The organism is Halorubrum ezzemoulense (genome assembly GCF_004126515.1).
In the GTDB taxonomy this organism is placed as follows: Archaea; Halobacteriota; Halobacteria; order Halobacteriales; family Haloferacaceae; genus Halorubrum; species Halorubrum ezzemoulense.
In genome coordinates this window covers 348,579-375,143 of sequence record NZ_CP034940.1, presented here as the reverse complement: position 1 = coordinate 375,143, position 26,565 = coordinate 348,579, and the positions used below count along the sequence as shown (strand labels likewise).

Sequence of the window (26,565 nt, the reverse complement as noted above, 5' to 3'; positions counted from 1 at the left end):
GGTGGTGCGACGGGCTATGACTCCCGTTGGATGTGCTTTGCGGGCGAAGAAACGCACCACCTCGACGACCACACGCTTGGGGAAAGCCGGCCGTGACAGCGTCACGGATCCGTGGCTGCCCGCTATGTCAGACACGGAAAACGCTGTCAGGACCAGCCCCCCGAGTGCTCCCGAGGGGAATCGAACCCCTGGCCTCCAGTTTGAAAAACTGGCGTCTCTCGCCAACGGAGACTCCGGGAGCGCTGGAGAGTAAATCAAGCGCTGAGGTGCGGCGGACACGCACGGATTATTGCAGGCGTTCGAAGCCCTCGAGTTGCCCGTGCGTGAACGTCACTTGATACGTGACAAGTGTATCGAGATCCTCGACGGAGTGTGTGAGCTCGAAACGGCCGTGGTAGTCGTCTCGTTCGATCCAGCCGTCGTGGACTCGATTTAGACTGCCGGCCATGTAGCGAAAATCGTCCTCGTCGACGTCGTCACGGCTCGCGTATGGTCTGTCTTCCGGCGGGACCGCTTCGGTGTGCCACTCCTCTTCTAAGAGATGACCATCCGCCGTAATCCGAAATGTGGTCATAGTCGGTCGGTCGATACATTTCGTCTGCCAGTCGACGTCCTCGGCAGGAGTCATCCCTTCGGGGTACTCCGGTAGGTGGACGTCGTCGTAGAGTTCGACTGTATCGAATAGTCCCATTATTGTCCTCTATTGCGGGACCAGGAGTCGAACCTGGACCTCGGGAATATGAGCCCCGTGGACTGCCATTATCCTATCCTGCAGCACCACAATTCGGAACTCACCCATGGGCATCTCTCAGTTCTCCACAGCTGTCCGTCCCTCAGTCTCGCCGGCTGGAAGTGAGAGGTCTCGGACTGTTGGAGAATGCTCCAGCCCGGATTCGAACCGGGGGCTCGGCCGTGAGAGGGCCGTGAGTTTGGCCGCTACTCCACTGGAGCGGGTGGGCCTCTCCTGAAACGGGTCATCGGTCAGTGGGACGGGCAGGATTCGAACCTGCGTGTTCTCGTTACAAGTGAGATGAAGGAACTCTCACCGTCGCACCGGATCTCCGGTGAAAATTCGGCGAGAGTGTGTGAATGCCAGGCTCTTCCACCGTCCCGTAGTCTCCCCGGCACGACTCGAACGTGCGTCTCCTCCTCTACAGGGAGGCATCGTAGCCGTTAGACCACAGGGAGAAAATGTCGCCGCGAGGATTCGAACCTCGGAAGGACCTACGCCAGCGGGTCTGAGCCGCTTCTCGTTGACCACTTGAGTACGGCGACGTAACGGTGAAGCGAGAATTGTCTCCAGGCACGATGGCCGGATGCCGCCACCAGGATTCGAACCTGGGAAGGACTAACCACACGGGTCTCGACCGTGTCCGTTTGACCACTCTGGCATGGCGGCGCAATTCGAGAATCGCCGGCGACTCTGCGAATCACTTTGGCACGCAGCGGCGGGAGAGCGATTTGAACACTCGTGTCCTTGCGGACGCTGCGGTTCCAACGCAGTCCCTTGACCAAGCTAGGGAAACCCCGCCAACGGTGAGACGGAGAGTCGAACTCCGAAGCCTCCTGGCTCTCGGTTTCAAACCGAGCGCGGTCGCCTATCCGCACGTCTCACCATCTCCGTCAGAACTTGCTCCGATGAGCCCGCCTCGCGTTTCTCACCAGGACACCGGAAGACGCGCATTACTCAGCTTCTGAGCTTTACTACCGAGGCGAATGTGTTCATCAGCACCCAGTCACAGCAGGGATGGATGACGGTTACCTCGTTCCGTGGAAGTACGCGCCGTCCTCGGTGACGCAGATTCTCACACTTCCAATCGTGTCGATGGACGTTGTCTCACCGAGTGGAACGTGGCGGAACGCTTCTTCTTCGCAGTCAGGGCAGACATTCGTTGGCATCACGCCGTGTCCCGGATTCGAACCGGGAACCCGTCGCCGGGGCTGGCGTAGCAGGCCAGTGGGGTCACCATTCCCCAGTCACGGCACACTGAGCCGACGAGGATTCGAACCTCGGTCCTGTGCGCCCAAGGCACAGTTCGTCGTCCGCTGGACCATCGGCTCACTGGACTGCCGAGCGTTCGGCAGTTAGTTATCTATCTGTACGACTGTTTCCAACTGCGCAACCGCGACCGAGTAGTCGTGGTTGCGCGTCTCATCGCGGGGGCGTACTTCGGGAGGTTCCCGGGAATACCACACCGGCTCATGTAGGTTGTAGACCCTGCTGGGCCCAGCATCGTCGGAACGATCCAGCTGATCGCACCAACGGGCTGCCTACCTCGATGGGTATCCCCACGTGGTTTGTCCACGCGTCCACGCCGACGCCGGGATTTGAACCCGGATCACGGCCGTGACAGGACCGTATGATCGCCGGATTACACCACGTCGGCATGTCGCCCCGGCCGGAATCGAACCGGCGACTTCCGGATTCAAAGTCCGGCGTCCCTCGCCAGCGGAGACTCCGGGGCTTGACGTAGCCGCAGCTAACGCTGCGGGGGGTGTGTGCTAGCGACTCCTCGTACGCTCAGCGCGTACGGAATCGCTCGTTCGTTCCATTGTCAGGAACGAACGCAGACCAAACTGCCACGAGCTTCAGTCGCCGTACTCGCGTGACGCTGTGAGCTAAGCGAGTACGAGGCGAAAGCAGGCGGCACTCCCGTGTTCCCCAGCCCCTGACGGGTAGTCCGCGTGGGAGCCAGGTTATGCGGGTGAGAGTGTCCGGAGATCGCCGGAGTGCGTCGCGCTCTCGTGTTCGATGGTGACGCAGGCTCGACGATTCTCGTCCGGTCTCTCCGCACGCTGGTCTTGTAGGTACTCGCTGAACACGCGACCCGCGGCTAAACAAGAGCAAGCACGCCGCGGTTTGAAGCGAGTATCGACCATGTTGCGGGATTCTCCGTTTACGAGGTTTATTTTGGACGTCTGTTACAGATTATTGTGGGAACTGTATTAAAATTAGTCAGGGTGTGGTAACTATAGGCACTATTTTGACGAATCTAGTTCGCGGTCCGATCAGTCAACTACCCCACCCTACTTCGCTCACTCTGACGGGTTCGCTCGTGGAGGGTGTCGTCAGAACTCTTCGAGTTCTGGCTGCTAACCAGAAGTCTGTGACTTCTGGTGATGGGGCTTGTCCGTGAACTCGGCCTCGAACCCGTCCGGGTGGGCGGTGAATCCGTCACTCGGCGTCACTGTTCCAGACTTGAGGGCAAGCTGACTGTTTCCCGTCCGTCGAGACGACTGTTGGCCTCGACGGACGTACCGCATCCCGATGTTCTTCGCCGCATTGTAGTCCGCGTTGGCTTCCGACTCACACTTCACGCACCGGAAGCCGATCCGAGTCGTGCGATTCTCCTCAGCTGTGAATCCACACTCGGCACACCGCTGTGACGTGTACGCCGACCCGACTTGCTTCACCGAGATGCCGACCGCTTCGGCTTTGTATTCTACCTGCTCGTACAGGGTTCGGAACGCCCACTTGTGACCCCACGACGCACCCGTTCGGTTGCGGATGTCTGTCAAGTCCTCAAACGCAGTCACGAACCCGCTATCGACGGTGGGGCTGTTGTGGCTCAGCCCGAAACACAGGTCGTACTCGAAGAAATCAACCGTGGAGATACTCTTGGCGCAATTGCGCCACATATTGTGTATCCCAGCCTTTGGTTTCGACGTAGTAGCTGAGCACAGCGTCGACGTATTCTATGGGCAGGATCTTGTGAGTTGCGAGGATACAGAGCATGTGTGGTGTCGTGAAGAGTGTGTTCCGGTCGTCAAGTGCGAGATTAATGAAAAGGTAGTTGGTAGTGTTGAATTCGTCCGTGATGAAGAGTTCTGCCTCCAACTCGTTGGCCAGCCAGACACCTTCGGCCTCCCCCTGATCAAGCCCATAGTCGATCGGCTCGTCGGCCCGGTTGTCGACATCGTGTGTTGTTATATGATGGGCAGCTTGGAGGATGAGATCCGCGGCAGCAGCTAGGAGGTCATCATCTCCCGTGGCATGGGTGACCTCGCCGAGAACACTCGCTGGTACGTGGACGTCGTACCCGGTGAGGAGTGTTTTGAGTGGGTCCCCGCCAGAGGGAGCCTTCGGCCGCCCGTCAACGACCGGCGTGGCGAGATTCAACAGTACATTCGTATCGACGACGGCAACGGCGTGCTCCGACATTATCAGGCACGCGACTCGTCATCAGAATCAGCCGAATTTGAATCCGTCCATTCGGAAATCTCGCCGTCGTAGAAGGCATCGTCACTCGGGAGCCCATCCTCGAGTGTGGGTATAGCGGGCGTCCGATCGATCGACTCTCGGAGGAGTTTCAATCGCAGTGCCTCCTCACGGCCCAGAATTGCTTCGACGGTGTCGTAATCGACCCGGCCGTCGTAGTAGGCGTCGCTCAGCCGTCGCTGGAACTCCTCGTCGTTTACAAGCTCTTCGAGTTCGTCTTCAAGTGCGTCGATGATGAGACGGGTACGAGAGATGTCGAGGATTTCAATCGCGCTATCGGCGCGCTCAACGAGGGACTTCGGGGCGTTAAAATCGACGCGTGTTTTTTCCTCAGCCATCACACTATGTGTAGAATCCACACACACATAGTTTCTTTGCCGTTCAATCGAGTGGATCATTCGTTGACCACTCAACGCCCTCCCACGTTCGAACGGTGTCGCCAACGACCGTCCGAAACTCATCGACCGGCGTGGTACGGACACTGGAGGGCATCGGACCATAATCGTCCCACTCCGCAGTGTAGCGGACGACTCTCGATCGAAGACGGCCGTCCGCCGAGTCCGGATCGTACGTTTCGAAGATGTGGTGGACACCGAGCACGAGTACTTCTCCGAGTTCGTCGTGGCGGTAGATTGTATTTTCAGTGAGATTCATACGCGTTCGACGTGCTTATTCAATCTCTGCGTCCGGGCGATCGATACCGGCTTCCAAGTCGGCGAGATCGCGTTCGAGCCGATCGATGTGCGTTTCGAGGTCTTCGACGCTCATCAGAGCGAGACGGAGGAACGCGTCGTCCCGCTCCGGCATCAACGGAAGCTGACTCGTCGATGCCGGCAGGTCGTCCGACTGTCGTGCGCGTTTGCGGACAAGTTCTTCACGAGCGCTGCGCAGTTCTCGACGGATGAGTTCATCGTCGTCCATGGGTTGGCACACACCGGAGTACAGCCCGCTACGGCCCCGGAAGGGCGGTCGCACGGACCGTCTCACCGAGTGTGTGGCTTTCCGACCAACGTTCGGAGATTCATGATAGCGTGTGCCGAGACCTATGACAAATACTTTTTGTAGAGTACATAAGTTCCAGTACAGCATCAACTCCATCGGCGCCAGTCACACACTACAAGTCGTGTGGACAGTGCGACCAGCCGACTCGGAAAGGCAGAATCCTTATGATTGCCTGACCAGAATCCTCGAATCATGCAAGCAGTCGTACTCGCGGCCGGCAAGGGCACGCGCCTCCGCCCGCTCACGGACGACAAACCGAAGGGGATGGTCGAGGTCGACGGCAAACCCCTCATCACCCACTGCTTCGATCAGCTGATCGAGCTCGGCGCCGACGAGCTCATCGTCGTCGTCGGCTACATGAAGGAGGTAATCATCGACCACTACGGCGACGCCTACGAGGGCGTCCCGATCACCTACACGCACCAGCGCGAGCAGAAGGGACTCGCCCACGCGCTCCTCACGGTCGAGGAACACGTCGACGACGACTTCATGCTCATCCTCGGCGACAACATCTTCCAGGCGAACCTCAAGGACGTCGTCCGTCGCCAGCGCGAGGAGCGCGCGGACGCCGCCTTCCTCGTCGAGGAGGTCCCCTGGAAGGAGGCCTCCCGCTACGGCGTCTGCGACACCAACCAGTACGGCGAGATCACGGACGTCGTCGAGAAGCCCGAGGACCCGCCGAGCAACCTCGTGATGACCGGCTTCTACACGTTCACGCCCGCGATCTTCCACGCCTGCCACCTCGTCCAGCCCTCGAACCGCGACGAGTACGAGATCAGCGACGCCGTGGATCTGCTCATCCAGTCGGGCCGCACCATCGACGCCATCGGCCTCGACGGCTGGCGCATCGACGTGGGCTACCCCGAGGACCGCGACGAGGCCGAGCGCCGGCTCCAGGGCGACGACGCCGACGCGGACGGTGACGAGGCGGACGCGGACGCAGTCGTCGAGTCCGACGCGTAGGGCGACGAGAACGAGAGCTATCGCGACGCCATTAACGCGGTCTTTGTTGCCATCCGCTGGAGAATCTCACGGAGCATAGCCGTAGGATCGGGACAGTTCCCGTACTACAGTTCTCCCGTGTAGTCGGGAATGACGTTGTTGAAGAGGTCCTCACAGCACTCCCAGAGGAGTTTCGGAGGAGACGCCGCTTCGAACACGACCGCTTCATACGCCGGAGTTTCCATCGAAGCTGTCTGGTACTGGAAATGCGCTGCGCCGAGGTCGTCGTGGTCGTCGTCTTGATGCCAGCCGCAGTGGAACTCCGCGTTCGGATCGGCGTAGTCGATCCTGAACTCGTCATGGGGCGGCGTGAGCTTCCAGTGGACCTCGAGCTGCGGTGACTCGGAGCCGGTCGGCGGGACGACCCGCTGTGAGTCGATCGCAGCGGCGAGGTACCGCTTCTGGATCGCGTCCGGTTCGAAGCGGACGGAGGTGACCTCCGCTTGTCGCTCCAAGACGTCCTTGAGCGTCCGGTAGAGGGCCGGATTTTCCGCACCGCGGTTCATGCGGACGCGGAGCGGCGTTCACCGGGGAAGCGGTCGTAGAGGCGGAGTGCGTCTTCGACGAGACGCCGGCGCGTCTCGAGGTGATCCCACTCGCGGGCCGCTTGTCGACGATTGCGTTCGTCTGTGACGTCGTCTGTCCGGCCGAGGCTCGCACGGAGCTGATTGGCCGTTTCGACGTCGTATTTCGTCTTCCACGTGCGGATCTGCTCGTTTATGTCTTCGAGGCTCGCAGCGAGTTCGTCGGGCGAGTGTTCCTCGTAGAGTTCGCGCATCTCGGCGAGATACTGACCCACCGGATCCGGCTCGTACGTCGTCTGCTGACCGCGCGTGTCCGATCGCAGTGTACCGTCGTCGACCAGTCGTGTGAGGTACTTCGTCGCCGTCTCGTGGGCGACCTCGGCTTCTTCGGCTATCCAATTGGCTGTTCGGGGTTTCCCGACCGTGAGGGCGACCGCTTCGACGCGATCGGCCGCCGACAGACCGTTAGTCCAGCTCCGGTCCGGTTCGTCGCTCATGACCGCTGATATAGTCCCTACGTAGAAATAATTTGAGGTAGTTCAAATTAAATGTGATACACGGCGGCTCTCGGTCCACCGCGTCTGTCCTCGAACCGCGACGAGTACGAGGTCGGCGACGCCGTGAATCTGCTCATCCAGTCGGGTCACATCATCGACGCCGTCGGCCTCAACGGCTGGCGCGTCGACGTCGGCTACCCCGAGGACCGCGACGAGGCCGAGCGCCGGCTCCGGGGCGACGACGCCGACGCGGACGGTGACGACGCTGACGCCGACGCGGTCGTCGAGTCCGACGCGTAGGGCGCCGAGGACGAGCGGTATCGTGAAAGCGCTACGAAAGTCTCTCGTTCACGGTGCTGCTGTGCCGACGTTCCCGTTCGAACTCGCGAAGGGGATATCTATCTCGAGACCGTCGTAAGCCAGCAGCGGCTTCTTCGCTTGTCCTGTGCCGCCGCCTTCGAACTCGATGACGCCGATATCTTCGAGTTCGGAGAGATTGTGGTGTACTTGCTTGTAGTCTCGATCCACCAGGCCCGCAGTTTCACGAATGCTTTCGGGTTCGTGTTCGAAGATTGCCTCCAGTAGCTCCAAGTTCTTCGGACTAAGGAGGCGGTTGAGTTCAGCGTACGAGCCGAAGTTGAGTACTGGCTGAGCGTCGTCGAGGTCTTCATCCTCTTGGGCGGCCTTGATACGGCTGCGCGTACGCTGGTCGAGGCGATCGCGTTTGCCGACGGTGATTTTGAGCGTGGGCATGGTGTGTCTCTCTTGGAAGCGTCCTACTCCGGCCAGTCCCACGAAACGGGGGTCAGCTCTTCGACGTCCCGCTTGAAGCGGTCATACAGGGCCAGCATTCCCGGAAACGGAATGGTTTCGTCATCATCTCTTGTGTGGCGTTCGTGACCCTTCGTCCGTTCGTGGGCGTTATCGTAGCGAAGGATGGTGTCGCCGCCAACCTCTCCGAGGTGTAGGCCGTAGTCCCATCCACTCGGGTATTTTGCCGCCTCCGTCTGCCGGATGGTCACATCAACGACGTAGCCATCTTCGACATCCTTCCAATCTTCGATGGTGGTGTAGGACGCCATCCGTCACCCTATGTTGTCATCTCCATAGAAATAAAGGTGTGGACGAAAGAACATAGGTTTGGAGATAGAAGCCGAACATATCCGAGAGAGGTTCAAGAGAGGGCTGGGTTTCCGCTCCGATACTCATGCGGACGCGGAGCGTCGTTCGCCGGGGAAGCGGTCGTGGAGGCGGAGTACGTCTTCGACGAGGCGCCGGCGCGTCTCGAGGTGGTCCCACTCACGGGCCGCTTGTCGACGGTCGCGTTCATCTGTGAGGTCTTCTGTCCGGCTGAGGCTCGCACGGAGTTGGTTGGCTGTTTCGATGTCGACTACCCCGAGGACCGCGACAAAGCCAAGTGGAGCCTCGCCGGCGACGAGATCGCAGAATCCGACACCAGCATCGAGGATGTCGACGAGCCCGACGCGGTGCCAAACCCTAAAACGCCCGTCCCCGAACCCCCATCTAATGCGCGTGAGCATCGTCGGCAGCGGCTACGTGGGGACGACCGTCGCGGCCTGCTTCGCCGACATGGGCCACGAGGTGGTGAACGTCGACATCGACGAGGAGATCGTCGCGGCGATCAACGACGGCCGCGCGCCGATCCACGAACCGGGTCTCGACGACCTCCTCGCGGAACACGGCGGCGGCACGCTCACGGCGACGACCGACTACGCCGCCGTCCGCGACACCGACCTCACGTTCCTCGCGCTGCCGACCCCCGCGAACGACGACGGGAGCATCGACACGTCGATCATCGAGGCGGGCGCCGAGGCGCTCGGCGACGCCCTCCGGACGAAGGACGGCGACCACGTCGTCGTGACGAAAAGCACCGTCGTCCCGACGACCACCGGGGAGACGCTCGCCCCGATCCTCGCCGAAGCCTCGGGGAAGGAGTTCGGCGACGACCTCCATGTGGCGATGAACCCAGAGTTCCTCCGCGAGGGGACGGCCGTCGCGGACTTCCAGTCGCCCGACAAGGTCGTGTTCGGCACGCGGCCCGACGACGCGGTCGCACTCGACGCCCTCCGCGGTGTGTTCGAACCGCTCCTCGACGCCACCGACGCCGCGGTCGTCGAGACGGGGATCGCCGAGGCCGAGATGATCAAGTACGCCAACAACGCGTTCCTCGCGAGCAAGGTCAGCCTCATCAACGACATCGGGAACGTCTGCAAGCAGTTCGGCGTCGACGCCTACGAGGTGGCTGACGCGGTCGGCCTCGACGACCGGATCGGCGAGCGCTTCCTCCGCTCCGGCTTAGGGTGGGGGGGAAGTTGTCTGACGGGCGATCAGCGCATTCTAGCGAAGGACGAGACGGGTACGAGACATCTCACGCTCGGCGAGTTCTTCGACGAGTACGTTTCCGACGGGACCGTCGACGACGTTTCGGTACTCAGTCGGTCGGAACAGGGCGAGTTCGCGTTCAAGCCCGTCAAGGTGGCGACGCGCCGCCGATACGACGGTCCGCTACACACGATCCGGACGAAAATGAACAAACGGGTGACCGTCACGCACGACCATCCGATGATTACGCTAAAGGGGAACGATACCGCGGTCAGGCCGGCTGCGGAGCTCGAAGCGGGAGATTCCGTACCGGTGTTGGCCGATCTCCCGAGCGATCCCGTTTCGGAGTTTGACCTCATCGAGATCGTTGCCGAGTCGCCCGACTTCGAGAACGATCGGGTGTATCTGAAACCGTCGACGCCGTTGGAGGCGAACAAAGACAAGGTGTACGAGGTGCTTCGCGCGTATAACGGTCAGTTCGATTATCACAAGGTCTCCGATCTCGTCCGAGATAACTACCTGCCGCTCGACGTGTTTCTCACCTACGAGGAGGAGTTGCCGGTCGACAGGGAAGACCTGTCCCTCTACACGACACGGGGCGGTGGGCAGACGTACGTGCCAGCTATACTCCGCGCGGACGAGCGGTTCTGGCGGTTCATCGGGTACTATCTCAGTGAGGGCCACATCAACAACGACACCTCTGGACACGGGTCGACCACCAGAAGACGGATTCAGTTGAGTTTCCATCCAAGCGATGAACCGGAGTACGTCAGCGATGTTGAGTCGTACTACGAGGATCTGGGGATTCGGTATCAAACAAGGCAACAGGAGACTACGACGGCGATCAGCGTCTCCAGCCGGGTTTTCGCCGCGTTCCTCGAGTGGCTCGGCTGTGGTACCGGCTCCTACTCCGCGGCGATCCCCGACGACGCGTTCCAAGCGACGGCCGACGAACGCGTGGCGTTGCTTTCAGGACTGTTCCGCGGTGACGGGCATATCGAGTACACCAATCACTCGAACGCCGTTGTCTACGACTATGGCTCCGTTAGCGAGGAGTTGATCGACGGGATGACGCTGCTACTCCACAGTCTCGGCATCGTCCCGAGCTACAAGACCTCGCAGTCGGCGAAGTCGACGCGGCCGGCCCACTTCCTGCGTGTGAGTTCGAAACGCCAGATCGCGGCGCTGAAGGAGCTGTTCCTGCCCGAAGAGCAAGACCGGATCGACGATCGGCTCGACGCGTATGATCGGGACATCGCACCGACGGGGCACACGGCGGACGGCGGATTTACCTCAGTTCCGGTTCGCGATGTCACCGTCGAGGAGACGACGACGGACGTTTACTCGCTGGAAGTCGCCGAGGACCATACGTTCGTGACGACCGACGGACTAGTCGTTCACAACTGCTTCCCGAAGGACACGAATGCTATAATTGCGGCCGCGAAGGATACCGGCTACGACCCCGAGTTGCTCGAGGCGGCCGTGCGCGTGAACGACGGGCAGCCGGATCGGCTGCTCGCGCTGCTCGACGACCACGTCGACGTGCGCGGCGAGCGCGTCGCCGTCCTCGGGCTCTCGTTTAAGTCGGGCACCGACGACGTCCGGAACTCCCGAGCGATCCCCGTCATCAAGGGGCTACAAGCGCGCGGTGCGACCGTGGTCGCGTACGATCCGGTGGCGACGGAGAACATGCGCGCGCACTTCCCGGACGTGGAGTACGCCGACTCGGCGGCGGCCGCGCTCGACGGCGCGAGCGCGTGCGTCGTCTGTACCGACTGGGACGAGTTCGCCGCGCTCGACGCGGAGTTCGACGCGATGGACGCCCCGATCGTCGTCGACGGCCGGCGGATCATCGAACGGCGCGACGGACTCACCTACGAGGGACTCACCTGGTAGCGATCACTCGGACCGACGACGCCATAGGCCGCTCGCGACGAGGAGCGCCCCGACGCCGCCAGCGGCGAGCGACCCGGCCAAGAGGGGATAGCCGATATCGATGACGACGCGGACGAGGTAGATCGACCCCTCGTACCCGACGAAGTAGTGGTTCGTCACGTCGTTGCGGTACGCGAACCGAGTACCCTCATCCGACGGCCCGCGGTCCGAGTAGATGCGGTCTGCCGAGTTGACCGCCCCCCTGACTGCGGCCTGTTCTTCCGGAGACAGGGCCGCGAACTCGATCGGCTCGATCTCGCTCGGCGAGTACGCGTCGAGCGACGCCGCCATCGCCTCCTCGGTGGGTGCCTGCGCATCGATCGACGTCTCGTAGGCGGGTAGCCCGAGGTACGCGCCGCCAAGACACGCGAGTAGGCAGCAACAGCCGAGCGCGACGCGGAGGGAGACTCGCGTTCGGTTGAACTGGACCATGCTCACTGGACCGGCGCCTCGATCTCGCCAACCCGCCGCATCCGATAGAACCGAACCCTGCGCGTCAGTACGCGCCAGCACACGGCCGCGACGGCGGCCCCGACCGCGTTGGTGAGCAGGTCGCCGAAGTCGGCCGTGCGCGCGTCGAGCGTCGACTGGAGCAGCTCGATACTCCCGCCGTAGCCGACGGCGAGCAGGAACACGACGCCCAACACGGTTCGGTCGCGCCACGGCGAGTCCTGAAACGCGTACGCGAGCGTCACCGCGAGTCCGGCGTACGCCAGCCCGTGGAGCCACGTGCCGTACGGGAACACGCCGAGGGGACCGGTCCGTATCACGCCGCTTCCTGGCGGCGTGAACACCGAGTAGTAGAGGATCGTCGACGCGACCGCGACGACGCCGGCGAGGCGGAGCCACCGCGGCACGAGCGGGAGTCGGAGCCGACTCATCGTACCACGCTCCTCTGTGGGCGCCGGCAAAAGGGTACGGATCCGCGCAGTTGAGCGCACGCCGAACGAATACGCTTTTTACGCGCGCGCCGGTCGTCGTTGGTAATGCCGCGCTCGGAGGGACCTCCATGGAGTTGATCGACGACGAGGGACGGCTGTTCGGCCGCGTTAACGTCATCGACGCGCTCGTCGTGCTGCTGATCGCCGCCGTCGTCGTCGCAGGCGCCGCGTTCGTGCTCACCGACGACGCAGCGCCGCCACCGGAGACGGACACCACGTACGCGACGCTCGACGTTGGCACCGTCTCGCCGTACGTTGTCGACGCTATCGAGGAGGGTGATGCCTACGACTCCGATAGCACATCAACACTCCGGATAACAGACGTTCATCTCACGCCACAGGACGGTCAGACTCGCGTCGTCCTCCGCGTAGCGCTTGAAGGCGAACGCAACGAGCAAGGAAGTCTCACGTACGCAGGGGCCCCACCACGACTCGGACGGACGCTCGATATCACGACCGACCGCTATCAGGTCAACGGCCAGATTCGTGACGTCGGCGACAGCGACGCATTGGCTACCGAACAACAGCGCGTGTTGCTCTCGAGTCAAGTCGATGCGGGCACCGCGCAGGCGGTGACCCCGGGTGACGAGATTCGCCTCAGCGACCGCACCGTGGCCCGCATCAACAACGTCACCACCTACACGACCAACCGATCGACCCAACGACAGCTGTTCGTTGAAGCGACGCTCGCCGGGCACCGCCAGCAGGACCGGCTCCGGTTCGGCGGCAGTCCAGTCAGGCGAGGACAGAGCGTAACACTTCCCACAAATGAGTACACACTCGACGCGCGAATCGAACAGGTCAGCCACGATATCGACATGGACGCGACAACGACCCGGACCGTGACGCTCCGGATGGAGGAGGTTCGCGAGGACTTCGCGGACGCCATCGAACCGGGGATGGTCGAGCGGACCGGCGACACCACCGTCGCTCGCGTCACCGGCGTGGAGACGGAGCCGTCGCTCATCATCACCACCGGCGAGAACGGCAGCGTCAACGTCGTGGACCACCCGGTGAACCGCGAGGTGACGATCACCGCGGACCTCCAGCTCCGAGAGATGCCGAGCGGCCTCGCGTTCAAGGGCGACCAGATCCGGCAGGGGTCGACCGTGGCGCTCGATCTCGGCACGGTTACTGTGGAGGCGACGGTCGTCACCGTGGGGCGGTAACCACGTCCAAGTCCGCCACAGTCGCAACACACATGAGCGCCCACCCGAAGATCGATTCAGATGAGTGACGAGACGGAGGCGGGTACGCTGGCCGGAGGCGTACGGCGGGCGGCCCGCGAGTCGCGTCTCGGTCGCCTATCGCGGCGCACCGCCGACGCCGTGCGCGACTCGTACCTGTACCGCTGGCTCACCGCGGAGCCGGACCCGGATGTGATCGTGATCGATCTCCGGGAGACGTGGACGGTCGGCCCGTTCATTCGCCTCCTCGATGCGGTCCTCGACCGGCTCCTCCCCGCGCTCGACGACTCTCGCCTGGCGGCCGCGGTCCGGGCCGGCGTGCGGCAGACGTTGGCGGCGCCGGCGGTCGCCGTCGGGCTGGCGCTCCTCGCGGCGGGCCTCGCCCTCGGACTGGCGAGCGTCGCGGCCGGAACGCTCGGGACGACTCGCCTCGTCGTTGCGGGCGGCCTCGTCGCCGCCGGCGTGCTCGCCACCCGCGAGCGCCGGAGCTGGGCGGCGCTGCGCGAGACGCGTCCGGTCGAGCTCCTCGTCGCCGCGCTCGAACCCCCGGAGCCGCCGGAGGGAGCGACCGCCGACGCGAACGCGACTGAGACCGGACGGGAGCACCGCTCGACGGACGAGGACGCGAACGCGGGCGACCCCGACGGGACGGAACCGTCCGAGCCGGACTCGTCGGTCGACGGGCGGACCCGCTCCGGCCGCTAGGCCAAACGGGGTCGCTTAAGTGACTGCCCGCGCCCGATTTGGGTAGTGACCACCACGGAGCTGCTCGTTGCGATACTCGCCGGGATCGTTCAGGGGGTCGTCGAGTGGCTCCCCGTCTCGAGTCAGGGGAACCTCTCGCTCGTGCTCACGCTCGTCGGCACCGACCCCGCGGTGGCCGTCCAGCTCGCCTTATTCCTCCAGCTGGGGACGACGCTGTCGGCCGCGACGTACTACCGCGCGGAGATCGCGACCATCCTCAGGGCGATCCCCGGGTGGCGCCCCGCGACGGCGTACGACGCGGACCACGCGATCGCGACGTACGTCGTCGTGGCGTCACTTTTCACCGGGCTCGTCGGGATTCCGTTATACGTCCTCGCCGTCGACCTCGTCAGCGAACTCACGGGCGGCGTCTTCGTCGCCGCGATCGGCGTCCTCCTCGTGGTCACCGGCCTGCTCCAGCGGGCCTCGGACACGGTGAGCATGGGCGGCCGCGAGACGCCCTCGCTGGTCGATTCGATCCTCGTCGGGGGCGCGCAGGGGTTCGCCATCCTCCCCGGGATATCTCGGTCGGGCGTGACCGCGAGCGCGCTGCTGTTCCGCAGCTACGACCCCCCGACCGCGTTTCGGCTCTCCTTTCTGCTGTCGATTCCCGCAAGCGTCGGCGCGGCCGCGCTCACCGTCACGAGCGCGGGCGGCCTGCCGGGGATCGCGCCGGTGCCCGCGGCGGTCGCGCTCGGCGTGAGCGGCGTCGTCGGCTACCTGACGATCGACGCGCTCATGCGCGTCGTCGAGCGCGTCCCCTTCGCGACGGTGTGTTTCGCCCTCGGCGCGCTCGCGATCGTCGGCGGGGGCGGGATCGCGCTGCTCGTGTGAACTGAATCACGCGACGGCAACCCGTCTACGGGTTTCCCGGCTGCGTGAACTACCCTACCCTACTCGCTCACGGCTGACGCCGCTCGCTCCTTGAGGGTAGGGCTTCCTGCTTCTACGACGCGCTTTGCAGACACCGAATGGGTGTCCGCAGGGAGCGCAGTCTCCACAGGCGTATCTTCGGGCCATCCCAGCCCTAATTCAGCAAAGCCTCTCTGCAAGACGTTCATCGCCGCATTCGCGTCACGGTCACATTCAAACCCACACGAGGGACACGAATGCTCTCTAACCCAGATAGGTTTCGCTGTCTCCACGCCACACGACGCACACTCTTTCGTCGTGCCCCGCGCTTCGACTTGAACCACGTGCGTCCCGTACAGCTCGGCTTTATATTCGAGCAGAGTGATGAACTGTCGCCACGCCGCATCCTGCTTGTTCTGGGCGTTGTACGACTGTTCCAGCATCCCCTTCACATCCAAGTTCTCGACGAACACCGCGTCGTACTCGCGGACGAGCCACGTCGTGAGTTTGTGCTGGTAGTCCAGCACCTTCCGCCGGATGTGACGCTTGATTTTCGCAACCTTCAGTCGTTGTTTCTCGTAGTTGTTTGACCCTTCCTCTTTGCGAGAGAGTTTGCGTTGCTTGCGACGGAGTTGTTCGTACTCGTCTCCGAGATCGAGCCAATCTACAGTTTTCCCGTCCGAGGTGTGGATGTAGTTACGGATACCGAGATCGATTCCAACGCTGTTGTTCGTGTTGAGTGCATCTACGCTGGGTTTCTCGGGGAGATCGGCCTCATCGGTTTCGAGACCGAAAGAGACGAACCACTCACCGGTTGTCTCTTTTTTAATCGTGACTTCTTTGATCTCCGCTGTATCTGGGAGTTCGCGGTGGTAGCGGATCGGGATGTCACCGATTTTGGAGAGCCAGAGTGTCGCGTTGCGGCCACTCGTGTTTTTGAGTTCGAAACCGGACTGCGAATACGTCATACTCTGAAACTCCGCTGGCGATTTCCACTTGAGCATCCCGACCTTCTGACCATTCCGTTTCTTCTCAGAGAGATTCGAGAGGTTCTGATAGAACCGCGTGACGGTTCGCTGGAGTGCTTTCGAGTGAACCTCTGTGAACACGGAAAACTCGTCTTTCCAGTCGGTGAGACGGTCGTGATGCTTGTACGCCGACCCAACGTTGTCGGCGTCGTTGTGATTCGTGTACTCGTACCGCGTGAAGTTGTACGCTTGGCGATGAACGTCGATGTGCTGTTCGACAGTCTCCGCCACCTTTGTGTCGGATAGGCGTGGTAGCGGTGACTGTATTCCATCGCTGTCCCTCAGTTTGGGATATGTTTATTTAATGGTTTGTACTGCGTGCGGCGATTCATCCCCTCCCTACTCGCTCCCGATAGTCGCTCCTTGAGGAAGGGGCATTCTCGCCTCAATTCTGGTAAAAAGTCCGATTACGCCGACTCAGTCCGCGCTCGACACCGACACCGTTGCGGTCGTGCCCCGACCCGCATCACCGTCCTCCTCGCCGATCTCGGAGTCGGCCTCGGCCGCCAGCGTCTCCACGTTCGCGAACACGAAGCCCGCGAACCCGACCCGGAGCAGGAGGTCGAGGTACTCCAAGGTCACCGCCGCGGAGAACTGATCGAACAGCCCGGCGATCTGTAACATCGCCCACGCGATCAGGACGCCGAACGCGAACAGCGCGAGGTTCCGCGTCTTCTTGTAAAACAGCTCCCGGGCGGGCGGCTGTCGGGCGGCCGCGCCCGCGATCGGGCCGAAGAACAGCCCGATCAGGACAAGGTAGCCGACGAGGATCCCGAGGGTGCCCGCCGTCGCGAGCGCGCCTTCGAACACCTCCGCGAAGTCGTAGCCGAGCCGCATCGCGACGGTGAGCGCGACGATCCCCCAGACGTACCGCCGGCCCGCCCCCGAGACGAACGCCGCGAACCCGAACAGGAAGGGGTACGCGACGTAGTCGGAGAGCAGCTGCCCCGCCTCCAGCGTGCCGCTCCCGACCGAGAACGCCCCGATCCCGGCGCCCCACGTCCCGATCCCGACGCCCGCGAGCGCCACGACCGCGACGAACGGGTAGCAGTACCGCCGCAGCTCGGGGGGTTTACGCCGCGCCAGCGCGAGCAGGACGACGGCGGAGACCGCGTAGACCCCCGCCGAGGCGAACCGCACCGTCGACGGCTCAATCATCGGCGCTCACCTCCGCGTCGCCGGCGGCGCCCGCCGGGGGCTCCGTCCCAGCGTCCGTCCCCGTCGCGGTCGTCGCGGCCGCGACGTCGGCCGCGTCTCCGCGCGTCTCGAACTGGGCGAGCCGCTCGGTGAGCGACGCGGTCCGCTCGGCGAGCGCCGTCGCCGTCTCCGCGAGGTCGCCAACCGTCTCGGCGGTGTCGTCGGCGGTCTCGGCCAGCGTCCGCGCGCGGTCGGCCGCGTCGGTCGCCGAGTTGTGGACCTCCTCGACGCGGGCCGCGACCGACTCGATCCCCTCGGCGCCCTCGTCGGTCGCGCGGGCGATATCCCCCATCGCGACGTCGACGTCCTCGACGGTGCCGGTGAGTTCCTCGATCGCCTCGCCCGCCGCCCGGACCGCGGCGGTCGTGTCGTCCAGTTCCGTCATCGTCCGGTCCATCTCTCCGGCGACCGCCGACACGTCGTCGGTCACCTCGCCGATCGTCGACTCGATTGCCGTCGTCGACTCGCGCGTCTCCTCGGCGAGCCTCTTCACCTCGTCGGCGACGACCGCGAAGCCGTCGCCGTCACCACCCGCTCGCGACGCCTCGATGGAGGCGTTCAGCGCGAGGATGTTGGTCTGCTCAGCGATGTCGGCGATCACGTCGGTCGTCTCCGCGACGCCGTCCATCCGGTCGTCGAGCCCGGCGACGAGGTCGTCGAGCTCTGCCAGCAGGTCGCCGATCTCGACGATCGCCTCGACCGCCTCAGTCGCGCGCTGCTCGCCCTCCTCGCCGAGCTCGGCCGCGGCGCTCGCGTCGCCGGCCACCTCGTCGGTGGTGGAGGCGATCTCCTCGACGGTCGCCGAGAAGTCGTCGGTGTCGGCGGCCGTCTCGCGCAGCCGGTCGGTCTGCTCGTCCAACTCGTCGGCGAGCGTTCGCATCTCGTCGGCCACCTCCTCGTTCATCGCGGCCACGTCGTCGGCCTCGGCGGCCATCTCCTCGCTCGTCGCCTCCACGTCGCCCGCGAACGTCTGGATGTCCTCGATCGTCGTCGAGAGCCCGCCGGTCATCTCGTTGTACGCGGCCGTGATGCGCTCGATCGCGTCGACCTCGCTCTCCTCGGAGAGCTGTCGGGAGAGGTCGCCGTCGGCCGCCCGCTCCATCGCGCCGCCGATCTCGTCGGCGCGTTCGAGCAGCGTGTCGGAGAGCTCCTCGGCCTCCTCACGGGCCGTCTCCGCCTCCGACTTCGCGCGTTCGGACTCGGCGACCGCGTCCCGCAGCGACCGCCGGGTCTCGTCGAAGGCGTCGAAGAGCCGCCCGATCTCGTCGCCGCGATCGGAGCTGGCGCTCGCGTCGAACTCGCCGCGGCCAACGGCCTCGGCCGTCTGCGTCAGCCGCCGGAGCTCGACGGCGACGTTGCCGACCATGACGATCCCCAGCAGGCCCAGGTTCAGGGTGAGGACGACGCCGATCCCCATGAGCGACGCGGTCGCGGCCTCCGGCGTCCCGACCGTCGCGACGTGGCCCGCGAAGAGGCCGACGAACCCGAGCGTGACGACGAGGGTCGAGAGCACCGCCGCCCCGACGCGTCGACCGTACCGCCCGGTGATTACGTTCAGCATGTATGATCGGAGAGTAATAACCACCTTACTTAGGAGTACAGGCGAAATTACCGGGATCGATAATCAGAGCGGCGAGCGTGCGAGCCGCGGGCAGAGCGGTCGGCGATCGGAAATCGAGCGACTGCGAGCCGGCGACGCGCTGGGGCGCGGGCTTTTCCCTCGGCCGTGCCACCCGTATCCATGCCCAGCGTCAGCGAGACCTACATCGAGAACCGCCAGCGCGTCCAGCCCACCCACACGAACAACTACGCGTCGGCCCACGGGGGGAACGTCGTCAAGTGGATGGACGAGATCGGCGCGATGTCGGCGATGCGCGCCGCGGGCGAGACCTGCGTCACGGCCAAGATCAACGATCTCGACTTCAAGCGGCCGGTGCCGCAGGGGGACACCTGCGTCATCGAGTCGTACGTGTACGCGGTCGGGCGGACGAGCCTCCGGACGCGGATCCGCGCGTACCGCGAGTCGCCGCGGACCGGGGAGCGCGAGCTCACCACGGAGTCGTACTTCGTGTTCGTCGCCGTCGACGCCGACGGGGAGCCGACGCCCGTCCCGGACCTGGAGGTCGCGGGCGAGCGCTGCCGCGAACTCCGCGACGAGGCGCTCGCTGCGGAGCCAGACGAGGACCGCTGAGCGGCCGAGACGACCGATCCAAACGAGGACCACCGAACGTGCGGGCCGACCGCCGCGCGCGCGACGCTCGACGCGTCAGCGGCTGATCCGGTCGGCGCCGTCGATGACGGACGCGACCTCCGCGCGGGTCGTGACCGCGAGGTCGCCGTCGGTCGTCCGCTTCACGGCCGCCGTCGCCGACCCCCACTCCAGGGCCGCGGAGACGTCGCCGCCCCGCAGTCGCTCGGCGACGAACCCGGCGACGAACGCGTCGCCGGTGCCGATCGCGTCGAACGTCTCCGCCTCGAACACCGCCTGCTCGTACACGTCGCCGCCCGTGAGCGCCGTCGCCCCCTCGTCGCCGCGGGTGACCACCACGGTGTCGAGGGCGTGGTCGGTCGCGAGGCCGTGGGCGACCTCGACGGCGTCGCCGTCGCGGTCCAGCACCGCCCGCGCGTCCCGGTGCGGGACGAACAGGGTGTCGACGTGCTCGAACAGCGTCTCGTACGCGTCGCGCGCCTCGTCGGGCCCCCACAGCTTCGACCGGTAGTTCAGGTCGAACGAGCGGGTGGCGCCCGCCTCGCCCGCGCGGCGCAGCAGCGCGGTCGTCGTCTCCGCGGCGGCCGGCGACAGCGCCGGCGTGATCCCCGTCGTGTGGAACCACTCCGCGCCGTCGAGCGGCGCCGCGGGGAGCTCGTCGGGCTCGACGGTCGTGATCGCGGCGTCGGCGCGGTCGTAGATCACGTTCGTCCCGCGCGGGGCGCCGCCGTGTTCGAGGTAGTACGTCCCGACCCGACTCTCGTCCGGGTCCGCCCACGCGACTTCCGGGCTGACCCCGTGACTTCGGAGCTCGCTCGTCACCCGCCGGCCGAGCGGCGAGTCCGGGAGCTTCGACAGCCACGCGGCGTCGGCGCCGAGCCGCGCCGCGCCGACCGCGACGTTGCTCTCCGCGCCGCCGGCCTGGACGGCCAGCTCGCGCGTCGTCTCGAGCCGGTCGCCGCGCGGCGGCGACAGCCGGAGCATCGTCTCGCCGAAGGTCACGAGGTCAGTCATCGGCGCCACCCCACACAGCAGGTCTCGAACGTGTTCATACCCGGTGCTACGCTCGACCAATTATAAGAACGGGTGATCGGCGGCGGTCGTCACTCGCGGTCGAGCGCGAACGTCACGCGCTCCCCGTCGACCGCCGCCGTGAGGGCCCCGTCTCGAACGGTCGCCCCCGACGCGCGGTCCGACCCCCCCGTGAGCGTCGCGGCGTCGCCGAGCAGGTCGCCGTCCTCGGCCGAGACGACGGCGAACACGGCCGCGCCGTGCGGCGGCAGCTCGCGCTCGACGACCGGACCGGCAACAACCGAGCCGGAGAGCCCGTCCCAGACGACCCGGTCCGATTCTGGTCCCCCCCTCCACCCGTGCTCGCGCGCGTCGAACCTGACGGTCGACAGCTCGTCCGCCCAATTAAACAGGGCGACGGTCGTGGCCCCGTCGCCCGGCCGGTCGCAGACGACTCGCGACGGGAACCGCTCCTCGTCGAGTCGCCCGACCTCGCCGCCGGTCGCGGGCGGGATCGTCCGTTCGAGAAGCCGGCGGCCGGCCGCACCGATCTCCGCGAGCCGGTCAGAGAACACGTTCACGCCGCCGGTCGCGGCGACGAGCGCCGCGAACGACTCACGCTCGGCCGCGGTGAGGTCGCTCGTGTCTCGGACGAGCTGGCAGTCGGGGTCGTTGAGCCACCACCGCCGGTGGAGAAAGTTTCGGGTGAGTGTGTTGCGGACGGCGTTTTTCAGCCCCGGCTGACTCCCCGACTCCCCCGGCGTCTCCCATGTCGGGTCAGTGTCCGGGCCGACCCGCATGGCGTCGAAGAGCCCGACGCTCGGGGCCATCGGCGCGCCGCAGCCGAGGAGGAACGCGTCGTCGCCGGCCGCCTCGGCGATCGCTTCCACGCCCCGCCGATACGCCTCGATCCGGGTGGCCTCGGGGTCGTGCCGCTCGCCGGGGAGTGCCGCCGCGAAGAGGAAGTCGAGCTTCAGGTAGGTGAATCCCCACTCGTCGACAACCGTCGAGACGGTCTCGCGGAGCCAGTCGAGGACCTCTGGGTGCGTCGTGTCGAGCCCGTACAGCTCGGACCCGGCGCGGAAGCCGCCGTCGACCGGCGTTCCCGGACCGTCGCCAGCGCCGTCCGTCGGCTCCGTGACGAACCAGTCCGGGTGGTCGGCATACAGGTCAGCGCCGGCCTCCACGTAGAACGGCGCGAGCCACAATCCCGGGCGGTACCCCGCGGTCGCGATGTCACCCGCAACGGTGCTCATATCCTCGAACCCGTCGGCGATCGACCGCCAGTCACCGAACGCCTCCATGTAGCCGTCGTCGACTTGGACCACGTCGACCGGGATCTCCCACCCTCTGAGTTCCGCGAGGTTCTCCCGCACGTCCGCCTCGGTGACATCGGTGAAGTAGTGGTACCACGAACACCACCCGGTCGGCGCGCGCTCGGGTACGCGGGCGTCCATCCGCTCGCCGACGCGGTCGGCCAGCGCGGCCAGTCCCTCCCGCAGGTCGCGGTCGGCGTCAACCCACAACGGCGGTAGCTCGGTCCGCTCGCCGGGCGCCAAGCGCGTCCCCTCCAGCGGACACACCGCGCGCAGCGTCGCGACCCCGTCGGCGTCGTCGGCCACCTCGAACCGCGTGCAGAACCGGTCGTGTTCGAGGAACCCCGCCGTGACGCCGCGATCCCCCTCGACGAGCCCGGTCAGGTAGCTGCTGACCCGGTCGTCTGTCGACGCCGCGAGGTCGTTCATCATCGGGGCGTTGTCGGGGTCCTCGATCGGGAACCGCTCTCCGACGGAGAGCGTCCCCGTCGGCGTCCACGACTGGTACCCGTGCCGGTACACACGCGCGTCAGCGCCGAACGCGGTGTCGAACGCGCACGTCACGTCGCCGACTCGGACCGGTTCCTCGCCGGCGTTCTCGACGGTCACGGTCGCGGTCACGCCGCCGCCCTCCGTCGACAGCGACACCGCTGCGACCCGCACCCGCCCGTCTTCCCCGTCGGTCGCCGCCGCGTGGAGGCTCCCGACGAGGAGGTCGCCGGCGTCGTCCGCGACCGTGACCTCGCGGTCGGTCGGGTCGTACGTGACTGCGGTGGTGTGCGCCCTGCCCTCGTTCATATCACACCCTCTCCGTGCCCCCACAAATACCCTGCCACGCGAGCGCCCCGTCGGGCGGAGGCCGACCGCCGTCGACTCCGCCTATCCGAACGCTTAGGTGACACGGTCGACACGGTGAGCCATGCGAACCGGAGTCTGTTACTTCCCGGAACACTGGCCGAGCGAAGAGTGGGAACGCGACATCGCCGCGATGGCCGACGCCGGCCTCGAATACGTGCGGATGGCGGAGTTCTCGTGGGGAGTTCTTGAGCCCGAGCGCGGGGAGTTCGACTTCGGGTGGCTCGACGAGGCGATCGAGCTCGTTGGCGACCACGGGATGGAGGCGGTGTTATGTACGCCGACGGCGACGCCGCCGAAGTGGCTAGTCGACGAGCGGCCGTCGATCCGGCAGGAAGAGCCCGACGGCACCGTCCGTCAACACGGCAGCCGCCGCCACTACTGTTTCAACTCCACCGCCTACCGCGAGGAGACGGCACGGATCGTCGAGCGGGTCACCGAACGGTACGCCGACTCGCCGCACGTCGCCGGCTGGCAGACGGACAACGAGTTCGGCTGTCATCGGACCGTCCGCTGTTACTGCGACGACTGCGCCGAGGCGTTCCGGACGTGGCTCGCGGACCGCTACGGCGACATCGACCGGCTCAACGAGGCGTGGGGGAACGCGTTCTGGAGCCAGCAGTACGGCTCGTTCGAGGAGGTCGACCCGCCGGGGCCGACCCCCGCGGAGCACCACCCCTCACGGCTGCTGGCGTACGCGCGCTTCGCCAGCGACTCGGTCGTCGAGTACAACCGCCTCCAGGCCGACCTGATACGCGAGGCCGACCCAAACTGGTTCGTTACTCACAACTTCATGGGACGGTTCCCAACGCTGAACGCCTACGACGTGAGCGCGGACCTCGACCGCGTCGCCTGGGACTCCTACCCGACGGGATTCGTTCAGGACCGCTACGACGGGGAGGCGTCGCCGGACCAGCTGCGGGCCGGCGACCCCGACCAGGTGGGGATGGACCACGACCTCTACCGGAGCGCGCTCGACAGGCCGTTCTGGGTGATGGAACAGCAGCCGGGCGACGTCAACTGGCCGCCGCACTGCCCCCAGCCGGGCGAGGGCGCGATGCGGCTGTGGGCCCACCACGCCGCCGCTCACGGGGCCGACGCGGTGCTCTACTTCAGGTGGCGGCGCTGTCTCGAGGGGCAAGAGCAGTACCACGCCGGCCTCCGGAAGGCGGACGGCTCGCCCGACCGCGGGTACGCTGACGCCGCGCGCGCTAGCGAAGAGTTCGCGGCGCTCGACAGCGCCGACCACGTGGACGCGCCGGTGGCGGTCGTCTTCGACTACGACTCCCTGTGGGCACTCGACGCGCAGCCCCACGCCCCGGAGTTCGACTACTGGGCGCTCCAAGAGGCGTTCTACGGCGCCGTCCGCGGTCGCGGCGTCCAGGTGGACGTGGTCCCGCCGAGCGCCGACCTCTCCGGATACGCCGCCGTCGTCGCGCCCGCGCTCCACCTCGTCACCGAGGACCTCGCCGACCGGCTGACCGACTACGTCGCCGGTGGCGGGGAGGTCCTCTTCGGACCCCGAACCGGCGTGAAGGACGCGGAGAACAAGCTCCGACCGACGTCGCAGCCCGGCCCGCTGACCGACCTCGTCGGCGCGGCCGTCGACCAGCACGAGTCGCTGCCGCGGCGCCTCGAAACGGCGGTCCGGCGGGCGGACGGTCCCACGGACGACGGGAGCGATGCCGACGACGGCGCGGCGCCGTCCGCCTCGTTCCGGACTTGGGCCGAGTGGCTCGACCCGGACGCCGCTGAGGTCCGGTACACGTACGAGGTCGACGGGCCGGCGGACGGTCGACCGGCGGTCGTCGCCAACGCGGTCGGCGACGGACGCGTCACCTACTGCGGGGTCTGGCCCGACCCGGACCTGGCGGACGCGCTCGCGTCGGCCCTGCTCGACCGCGCGGGTATTCGTTACGCCGATCGGCTTCCGGACGGCGTCCGCGTCGGCTACCGCGGCGGCCACACGTGGGTGACCAACTTCACGGGCGACCGGCTCCGACTGCCCGGGATCGACCCCGACTCGCTCGCGGTCGACGACGCCGACCGGGACGCCGTCGACGCGGCGGGTGACGGCGGCGAGGACTCGCGCGCTGACACCGCCGTTGTGGGGTCATACGGAGTCGTCGTCATCGAGGGCGACCGCGTGGACGGTCTGCGGGTCGCTCAGCCGTAGTCGGACACGTCAGTCGAAACATACGGCTCCGCTGAATCCCATTCTTAAACCTTTTCGCCTGAAACAGCCGGTCGTTGAAAAGTGCTACCTGATCGATAGCGGGAGTGAGTGTTGTAGATCGGTGGTGCGAATAAGATATTTAAATAGGCGTGCGCCACGGCGTCGATCGTTTATAAATGGACGAAGCGGTCGGCGCGGGCCCGGGAGCGGGCCGGAGGCCCGCGAGCGGCGCCGGGCGAGGGAGTCGGTGGCGGGCGGAGCGAAGCGACGGCCGCCAGCGACGAGGATGGGGAGGTTTGAGGCTGCGGTGCTGTTCCGGGGCGGGAATCGAAGGGGCAGCCGCGAAACCGCCACAGGCGACGCAAGCACCGCAGGGAGGGAGTGGCAACGACCGACTGAGGACCGCAGCGAGCGCATCGAGTCCTCGCGACTGGGGCTTTAGAGGTGTTCACCGCGTCGTCGAGCGCATATAAACAGCTACCAGCAACACCACTCGATCAGTTATAAACGACCGCACTCGCGACCTGCGATACGCACTCCCGCCCTCACCCGTTGCCGTCCCCGTATTGATCACGACGATTCACAGTGTGTGATCGTCGGAGCAATTCAACAGCCACCAATTCGGAATCTTCCTCGACCGGCTACTCCGAGCGCTCTCGCGCCCGGTAGTCCGGGAGGGTGTCGTCCTGCATCACCGCGCCGCGGCCGCCGTCGACGAGGAGGGCGGCGCCCGTGACGAAAGCGGCGTCCTCGCTCGCGAGGAAGGAAACGGCCCCGGCGACGTCGGCCGGCGTGCCGATCCGGCCGGTCGGGTGGATCGACTCGACCTCCTCGAACCGCCCCTCGGGGAGCTCGTCGCGCGTCCGCTCGATCTCGACCCAACCCGGCACGACCGTGTTCACCCGGACCCGGGGGCCGAAGTCGACGGCGAGCGACCGCGTCATGCCGTTGATCCCCGCCTTCACCGCGTTGTATGGGAAGTGCGCGGGCATCGTCGCGTACGCGTGGTTTGACGAGACGTTCACGATCGCCCCCCGGTCCATGTGGTCGAGCGCCTCCCGCGCCGCGAGCCAGTACGCCCGGAAGTCCGTCTCGACGACGAACGCCCAGTCGTCGAGCGTCGCCTCGTCAGCCGCGGTCTCGGTCTGGACGCCGGCGTTGTTCACGAGCACGTCGAGCGAGCCGTACTCTTCGACGGCCGCCTCGGCGAGCGCCGCCACGTCGTCCGGGTCGCGCATGTCGGCGCGGACGAACGTCACGTCGCCGGCGGGCGCGCAGTCGGCCGACTCATCCGGGGACAGGTCCGCGATCCGGTCGACGACGGCCTCACCGGCCTCGACGGTGCGGCCGCTGACGACGACGTTCGCGCCCTCGGCGGCCAGCCGCTCCGCGACTCCGGCACCGATGCCGCGCGTCGACCCCGTGACGATAGCGGTCTTCCCGGCGAAGCGTCGGGGCACCGCGTGGTCGGTCGGTGATTCGTGTCGGCGGGTCATCGCTCTCTCCCGCGTCGCCGCGTTTGTGTCA

The 26,565-nt window shown here is 65.7% G+C and carries 23 protein-coding genes, 11 tRNA genes and 5 pseudogenes; 9 read left to right on the top strand and 30 right to left on the bottom strand.

Annotated elements, in window-relative coordinates; genetic code table 11:
* Window positions 1-165: 165 nt before the first annotated feature.
* The 17 genes and pseudogenes from EO776_RS01795 to EO776_RS01720 form a co-directional block, all read right to left on the bottom strand.
* Window positions 166-241 (bottom strand) — tRNA-Glu (locus EO776_RS01795).
* Between the two features lie 45 nt (window positions 242-286).
* Entirely contained in the window at window positions 287-691 is a 405-nt protein-coding gene (locus EO776_RS01790) for a hypothetical protein (RefSeq protein ID WP_049931919.1), read from the bottom strand.
* Window positions 692-703: 12 nt separating this feature from the next.
* Window positions 704-774 (bottom strand) — tRNA-Met (locus tag EO776_RS18790).
* Window positions 775-878: 104 nt separating this feature from the next.
* Window positions 879-951, bottom strand: a tRNA-Glu gene (locus EO776_RS01785).
* A 34-nt stretch (window positions 952-985) separates the two neighbouring features.
* Window positions 986-1,112, bottom strand: a tRNA-Thr gene (locus tag EO776_RS18785).
* An 80-nt stretch (window positions 1,113-1,192) separates the two neighbouring features.
* Window positions 1,193-1,275 (bottom strand) — tRNA-Leu (locus tag EO776_RS01770).
* A gap of 42 nt (window positions 1,276-1,317) precedes the next feature.
* Window positions 1,318-1,399, bottom strand: a tRNA-Leu gene (locus EO776_RS01765).
* Between the two features lie 47 nt (window positions 1,400-1,446).
* Window positions 1,447-1,532: transfer RNA gene (locus EO776_RS01760), tRNA-Ser, on the bottom strand.
* A 369-nt stretch (window positions 1,533-1,901) separates the two neighbouring features.
* A tRNA-Ser gene (locus EO776_RS18780) sits at window positions 1,902-1,984 on the bottom strand.
* 4 nt (window positions 1,985-1,988) lie between these two features.
* Window positions 1,989-2,061 (bottom strand) — tRNA-Pro (locus tag EO776_RS01755).
* 252 nt (window positions 2,062-2,313) lie between these two features.
* Window positions 2,314-2,387 (bottom strand) — tRNA-Asp (locus EO776_RS01750).
* A gap of 3 nt (window positions 2,388-2,390) precedes the next feature.
* Window positions 2,391-2,466: transfer RNA gene (locus EO776_RS01745), tRNA-Gln, on the bottom strand.
* A 627-nt stretch (window positions 2,467-3,093) separates the two neighbouring features.
* A pseudogene (locus tag EO776_RS01740) lies at window positions 3,094-3,537 on the bottom strand (zinc ribbon domain-containing protein); the annotation flags it as partial.
* Between the two features lie 64 nt (window positions 3,538-3,601).
* Window positions 3,602-4,162, bottom strand: coding sequence for a hypothetical protein (locus tag EO776_RS01735; protein ID WP_094520793.1), 561 nt, complete (start codon window positions 4,160-4,162; stop codon window positions 3,602-3,604).
* Window positions 4,163-4,164: 2 nt separating this feature from the next.
* Window positions 4,165-4,617, bottom strand: coding sequence for a hypothetical protein (locus EO776_RS01730; protein WP_246041463.1), 453 nt, complete (start codon window positions 4,615-4,617; stop codon window positions 4,165-4,167).
* A complete protein-coding gene (locus EO776_RS01725) occupies window positions 4,601-4,873 on the bottom strand; it encodes a hypothetical protein (RefSeq protein ID WP_129452297.1) in 273 nt (90 codons plus the stop codon). Before EO776_RS01725 ends, EO776_RS01730 begins: the two co-directional genes overlap by 17 nt.
* 15 nt (window positions 4,874-4,888) lie before the next feature.
* Window positions 4,889-5,140 carry a hypothetical protein gene (locus EO776_RS01720; protein ID WP_080508589.1) on the bottom strand — a complete coding sequence of 84 codons (252 nt, stop codon included), beginning with the start codon at window positions 5,138-5,140 and terminating at the stop codon, window positions 4,889-4,891.
* 273 nt (window positions 5,141-5,413) lie between these two features.
* Between EO776_RS01720 and aglF the strand changes: the two genes are divergently transcribed.
* Entirely contained in the window at window positions 5,414-6,184 is a 771-nt protein-coding gene (gene aglF / locus EO776_RS01715) for a UTP--glucose-1-phosphate uridylyltransferase AglF (RefSeq protein ID WP_049931913.1), read from the top strand.
* 104 nt (window positions 6,185-6,288) lie between these two features.
* Here the strand turns inward: aglF and EO776_RS01710 are convergent, their stop codons facing one another.
* Window positions 6,289-6,729 (bottom strand): hypothetical protein, encoded by a 441-nt coding sequence (locus EO776_RS01710; RefSeq protein WP_049931912.1) that lies wholly within the window; start codon window positions 6,727-6,729, stop codon window positions 6,289-6,291.
* On the bottom strand, window positions 6,726-7,244 hold the full coding sequence (locus tag EO776_RS01705; protein WP_049931910.1) for a DUF7342 family protein: 519 nt from the start codon (window positions 7,242-7,244) through the stop codon (window positions 6,726-6,728). The genes EO776_RS01710 and EO776_RS01705 overlap by 4 nt, the downstream gene beginning before the upstream one ends.
* A 90-nt stretch (window positions 7,245-7,334) precedes the next feature.
* On the opposite strand from EO776_RS01705, the pseudogene EO776_RS01700 reads away from it, so the two are divergent.
* A pseudogene (locus EO776_RS01700) lies at window positions 7,335-7,544 on the top strand (UTP--glucose-1-phosphate uridylyltransferase); the annotation flags it as partial.
* Window positions 7,545-7,592: 48 nt separating this feature from the next.
* Here the strand turns inward: EO776_RS01700 and EO776_RS01695 are convergent.
* From EO776_RS01695 to EO776_RS19230, 3 genes are all read right to left on the bottom strand, one after another.
* The gene (locus tag EO776_RS01695; protein WP_049931933.1) at window positions 7,593-7,997 is read right to left on the bottom strand and encodes an HVO_A0114 family putative DNA-binding protein; all 405 of its coding nucleotides are present in this window, start codon (window positions 7,995-7,997) and stop codon (window positions 7,593-7,595) included.
* Window positions 7,998-8,020: 23 nt separating this feature from the next.
* Window positions 8,021-8,326, bottom strand: a complete 306-nt coding sequence (locus tag EO776_RS01690; RefSeq protein ID WP_049931908.1) for a toxin-antitoxin system TumE family protein — start codon at window positions 8,324-8,326, stop codon at window positions 8,021-8,023.
* Window positions 8,327-8,449: 123 nt separating this feature from the next.
* On the bottom strand, window positions 8,450-8,785 hold the full coding sequence (locus tag EO776_RS19230; protein WP_246041461.1) for a DUF7342 family protein: 336 nt from the start codon (window positions 8,783-8,785) through the stop codon (window positions 8,450-8,452).
* On the opposite strand from EO776_RS19230, the pseudogene EO776_RS19575 reads away from it, so the two are divergent.
* Both EO776_RS19575 and EO776_RS19215 read left to right on the top strand, forming a co-directional pair.
* A pseudogene (locus EO776_RS19575) lies at window positions 8,772-10,985 on the top strand (nucleotide sugar dehydrogenase); the annotation flags it as partial. The gene EO776_RS19230 and the pseudogene EO776_RS19575 sit on opposite strands and share 14 nt — an antisense overlap.
* Window positions 10,986-10,988: 3 nt before the next feature.
* Window positions 10,989-11,483: pseudogene (locus tag EO776_RS19215) on the top strand (UDP binding domain-containing protein); the annotation flags it as partial.
* Window positions 11,484-11,486: 3 nt separating this feature from the next.
* Here the strand turns inward: EO776_RS19215 and EO776_RS01675 are convergent.
* Entirely contained in the window at window positions 11,487-11,960 is a 474-nt protein-coding gene (locus EO776_RS01675; protein ID WP_199237899.1) for a hypothetical protein, read from the bottom strand.
* Window positions 11,957-12,403 carry a VanZ family protein gene (locus EO776_RS01670; protein ID WP_049931902.1) on the bottom strand — a complete coding sequence of 149 codons (447 nt, stop codon included), beginning with the start codon at window positions 12,401-12,403 and terminating at the stop codon, window positions 11,957-11,959. The genes EO776_RS01675 and EO776_RS01670 overlap by 4 nt, the downstream gene beginning before the upstream one ends.
* Before the next feature lie 128 nt (window positions 12,404-12,531).
* On the opposite strand from EO776_RS01670, the gene EO776_RS01665 reads away from it, so the two are divergent.
* The 3 genes from EO776_RS01665 to EO776_RS01655 are packed head-to-tail and all read left to right on the top strand — an operon-like array spanning window position 12,532 to window position 15,228.
* Window positions 12,532-13,632, top strand: coding sequence for a DUF4330 family protein (locus EO776_RS01665; protein WP_094520791.1), 1,101 nt, complete (start codon window positions 12,532-12,534; stop codon window positions 13,630-13,632).
* 60 nt (window positions 13,633-13,692) lie between these two features.
* Window positions 13,693-14,355, top strand: coding sequence for a hypothetical protein (locus EO776_RS01660; RefSeq protein WP_094520790.1), 663 nt, complete (start codon window positions 13,693-13,695; stop codon window positions 14,353-14,355).
* Between the two features lie 45 nt (window positions 14,356-14,400).
* Entirely contained in the window at window positions 14,401-15,228 is an 828-nt protein-coding gene (locus EO776_RS01655; RefSeq protein WP_094520789.1) for an undecaprenyl-diphosphate phosphatase, read from the top strand.
* Window positions 15,229-15,287: 59 nt separating this feature from the next.
* Here the strand turns inward: EO776_RS01655 and EO776_RS01650 are convergent.
* From EO776_RS01650 to EO776_RS01640, 3 genes and pseudogenes are all read right to left on the bottom strand, one after another.
* Window positions 15,288-16,546, bottom strand: a pseudogene (locus tag EO776_RS01650) (RNA-guided endonuclease InsQ/TnpB family protein).
* 145 nt (window positions 16,547-16,691) lie between these two features.
* On the bottom strand, window positions 16,692-17,432 hold the full coding sequence (locus EO776_RS01645; RefSeq protein ID WP_129452295.1) for a bacteriorhodopsin: 741 nt from the start codon (window positions 17,430-17,432) through the stop codon (window positions 16,692-16,694).
* Window positions 17,425-19,032, bottom strand: coding sequence for a methyl-accepting chemotaxis protein (locus tag EO776_RS01640; protein ID WP_129452294.1), 1,608 nt, complete (start codon window positions 19,030-19,032; stop codon window positions 17,425-17,427). The genes EO776_RS01645 and EO776_RS01640 overlap by 8 nt, the downstream gene beginning before the upstream one ends.
* Window positions 19,033-19,212: 180 nt before the next feature.
* Here EO776_RS01640 and EO776_RS01635 point away from each other — a divergent pair, with 180 nt between their 5' ends.
* Entirely contained in the window at window positions 19,213-19,662 is a 450-nt protein-coding gene (locus tag EO776_RS01635; RefSeq protein ID WP_094494352.1) for an acyl-CoA thioesterase, read from the top strand.
* Between the two features lie 75 nt (window positions 19,663-19,737).
* Here EO776_RS01635 and kdgK1 read toward each other — a convergent pair whose 3' ends face one another.
* Window positions 19,738-20,694: a bifunctional 2-dehydro-3-deoxygluconokinase/2-dehydro-3-deoxygalactonokinase gene (gene kdgK1 / locus EO776_RS01630; RefSeq protein ID WP_099289233.1), complete on the bottom strand. Its 957-nt coding sequence runs from the start codon at window positions 20,692-20,694 to the stop codon at window positions 19,738-19,740.
* An 89-nt stretch (window positions 20,695-20,783) separates the two neighbouring features.
* Entirely contained in the window at window positions 20,784-22,805 is a 2,022-nt protein-coding gene (locus tag EO776_RS01625) for a glycoside hydrolase family 36 protein (protein ID WP_089308872.1), read from the bottom strand.
* A 121-nt stretch (window positions 22,806-22,926) separates the two neighbouring features.
* Here EO776_RS01625 and bga point away from each other — a divergent pair, with 121 nt between their 5' ends.
* Entirely contained in the window at window positions 22,927-25,038 is a 2,112-nt protein-coding gene (gene bga / locus EO776_RS01620; protein WP_049931894.1) for a beta-galactosidase Bga, read from the top strand.
* A 641-nt stretch (window positions 25,039-25,679) separates the two neighbouring features.
* Here the strand turns inward: bga and EO776_RS01615 are convergent.
* Window positions 25,680-26,534, bottom strand: a complete 855-nt coding sequence (locus tag EO776_RS01615) for an SDR family NAD(P)-dependent oxidoreductase (RefSeq protein ID WP_089308870.1) — start codon at window positions 26,532-26,534, stop codon at window positions 25,680-25,682.
* Window positions 26,535-26,565: the final 31 nt, after the last annotated feature.

Bases quoted from the DNA above. Each gene is read 5' to 3' on its own strand.
- EO776_RS01625 (WP_089308872.1), bottom strand. From the start codon at position 22,805: ATGAACGAGGGCAGGGCGCACACCACCGCAGTCACGTACGACCCGACC.
- EO776_RS01695 (WP_049931933.1), bottom strand. From the start codon at position 7,997: ATGCCCACGCTCAAAATCACCGTCGGCAAACGCGATCGCCTCGACCAG.
- EO776_RS01665 (WP_094520791.1), top strand. From the start codon at position 12,532: ATGGAGTTGATCGACGACGAGGGACGGCTGTTCGGCCGCGTTAACGTC.
- kdgK1 (WP_099289233.1), bottom strand. From the start codon at position 20,694: ATGACTGACCTCGTGACCTTCGGCGAGACGATGCTCCGGCTGTCGCCG.
- EO776_RS01725 (WP_129452297.1), bottom strand. From the start codon at position 4,873: ATGAATCTCACTGAAAATACAATCTACCGCCACGACGAACTCGGAGAA.
- EO776_RS01635 (WP_094494352.1), top strand. From the start codon at position 19,213: ATGCCCAGCGTCAGCGAGACCTACATCGAGAACCGCCAGCGCGTCCAG.
- EO776_RS01730 (WP_246041463.1), bottom strand. From the start codon at position 4,617: ATGATCCACTCGATTGAACGGCAAAGAAACTATGTGTGTGTGGATTCT.
- EO776_RS01640 (WP_129452294.1), bottom strand. From the start codon at position 19,032: ATGCTGAACGTAATCACCGGGCGGTACGGTCGACGCGTCGGGGCGGCG.
- EO776_RS01790 (WP_049931919.1), bottom strand. From the start codon at position 691: ATGGGACTATTCGATACAGTCGAACTCTACGACGACGTCCACCTACCG.
- aglF (WP_049931913.1), top strand. From the start codon at position 5,414: ATGCAAGCAGTCGTACTCGCGGCCGGCAAGGGCACGCGCCTCCGCCCG.
- EO776_RS01670 (WP_049931902.1), bottom strand. From the start codon at position 12,403: ATGAGTCGGCTCCGACTCCCGCTCGTGCCGCGGTGGCTCCGCCTCGCC.
- bga (WP_049931894.1), top strand. From the start codon at position 22,927: ATGCGAACCGGAGTCTGTTACTTCCCGGAACACTGGCCGAGCGAAGAG.
- EO776_RS01615 (WP_089308870.1), bottom strand. From the start codon at position 26,534: ATGACCCGCCGACACGAATCACCGACCGACCACGCGGTGCCCCGACGC.
- EO776_RS01705 (WP_049931910.1), bottom strand. From the start codon at position 7,244: ATGAGCGACGAACCGGACCGGAGCTGGACTAACGGTCTGTCGGCGGCC.
- EO776_RS01645 (WP_129452295.1), bottom strand. From the start codon at position 17,432: ATGATTGAGCCGTCGACGGTGCGGTTCGCCTCGGCGGGGGTCTACGCG.
- EO776_RS01690 (WP_049931908.1), bottom strand. From the start codon at position 8,326: ATGGCGTCCTACACCACCATCGAAGATTGGAAGGATGTCGAAGATGGC.
- EO776_RS01660 (WP_094520790.1), top strand. From the start codon at position 13,693: ATGAGTGACGAGACGGAGGCGGGTACGCTGGCCGGAGGCGTACGGCGG.
- EO776_RS19230 (WP_246041461.1), bottom strand. From the start codon at position 8,785: ATGCTCACGCGCATTAGATGGGGGTTCGGGGACGGGCGTTTTAGGGTT.
- EO776_RS01710 (WP_049931912.1), bottom strand. From the start codon at position 6,729: ATGAACCGCGGTGCGGAAAATCCGGCCCTCTACCGGACGCTCAAGGAC.
- EO776_RS01735 (WP_094520793.1), bottom strand. From the start codon at position 4,162: ATGTCGGAGCACGCCGTTGCCGTCGTCGATACGAATGTACTGTTGAAT.
- EO776_RS01720 (WP_080508589.1), bottom strand. From the start codon at position 5,140: ATGGACGACGATGAACTCATCCGTCGAGAACTGCGCAGCGCTCGTGAA.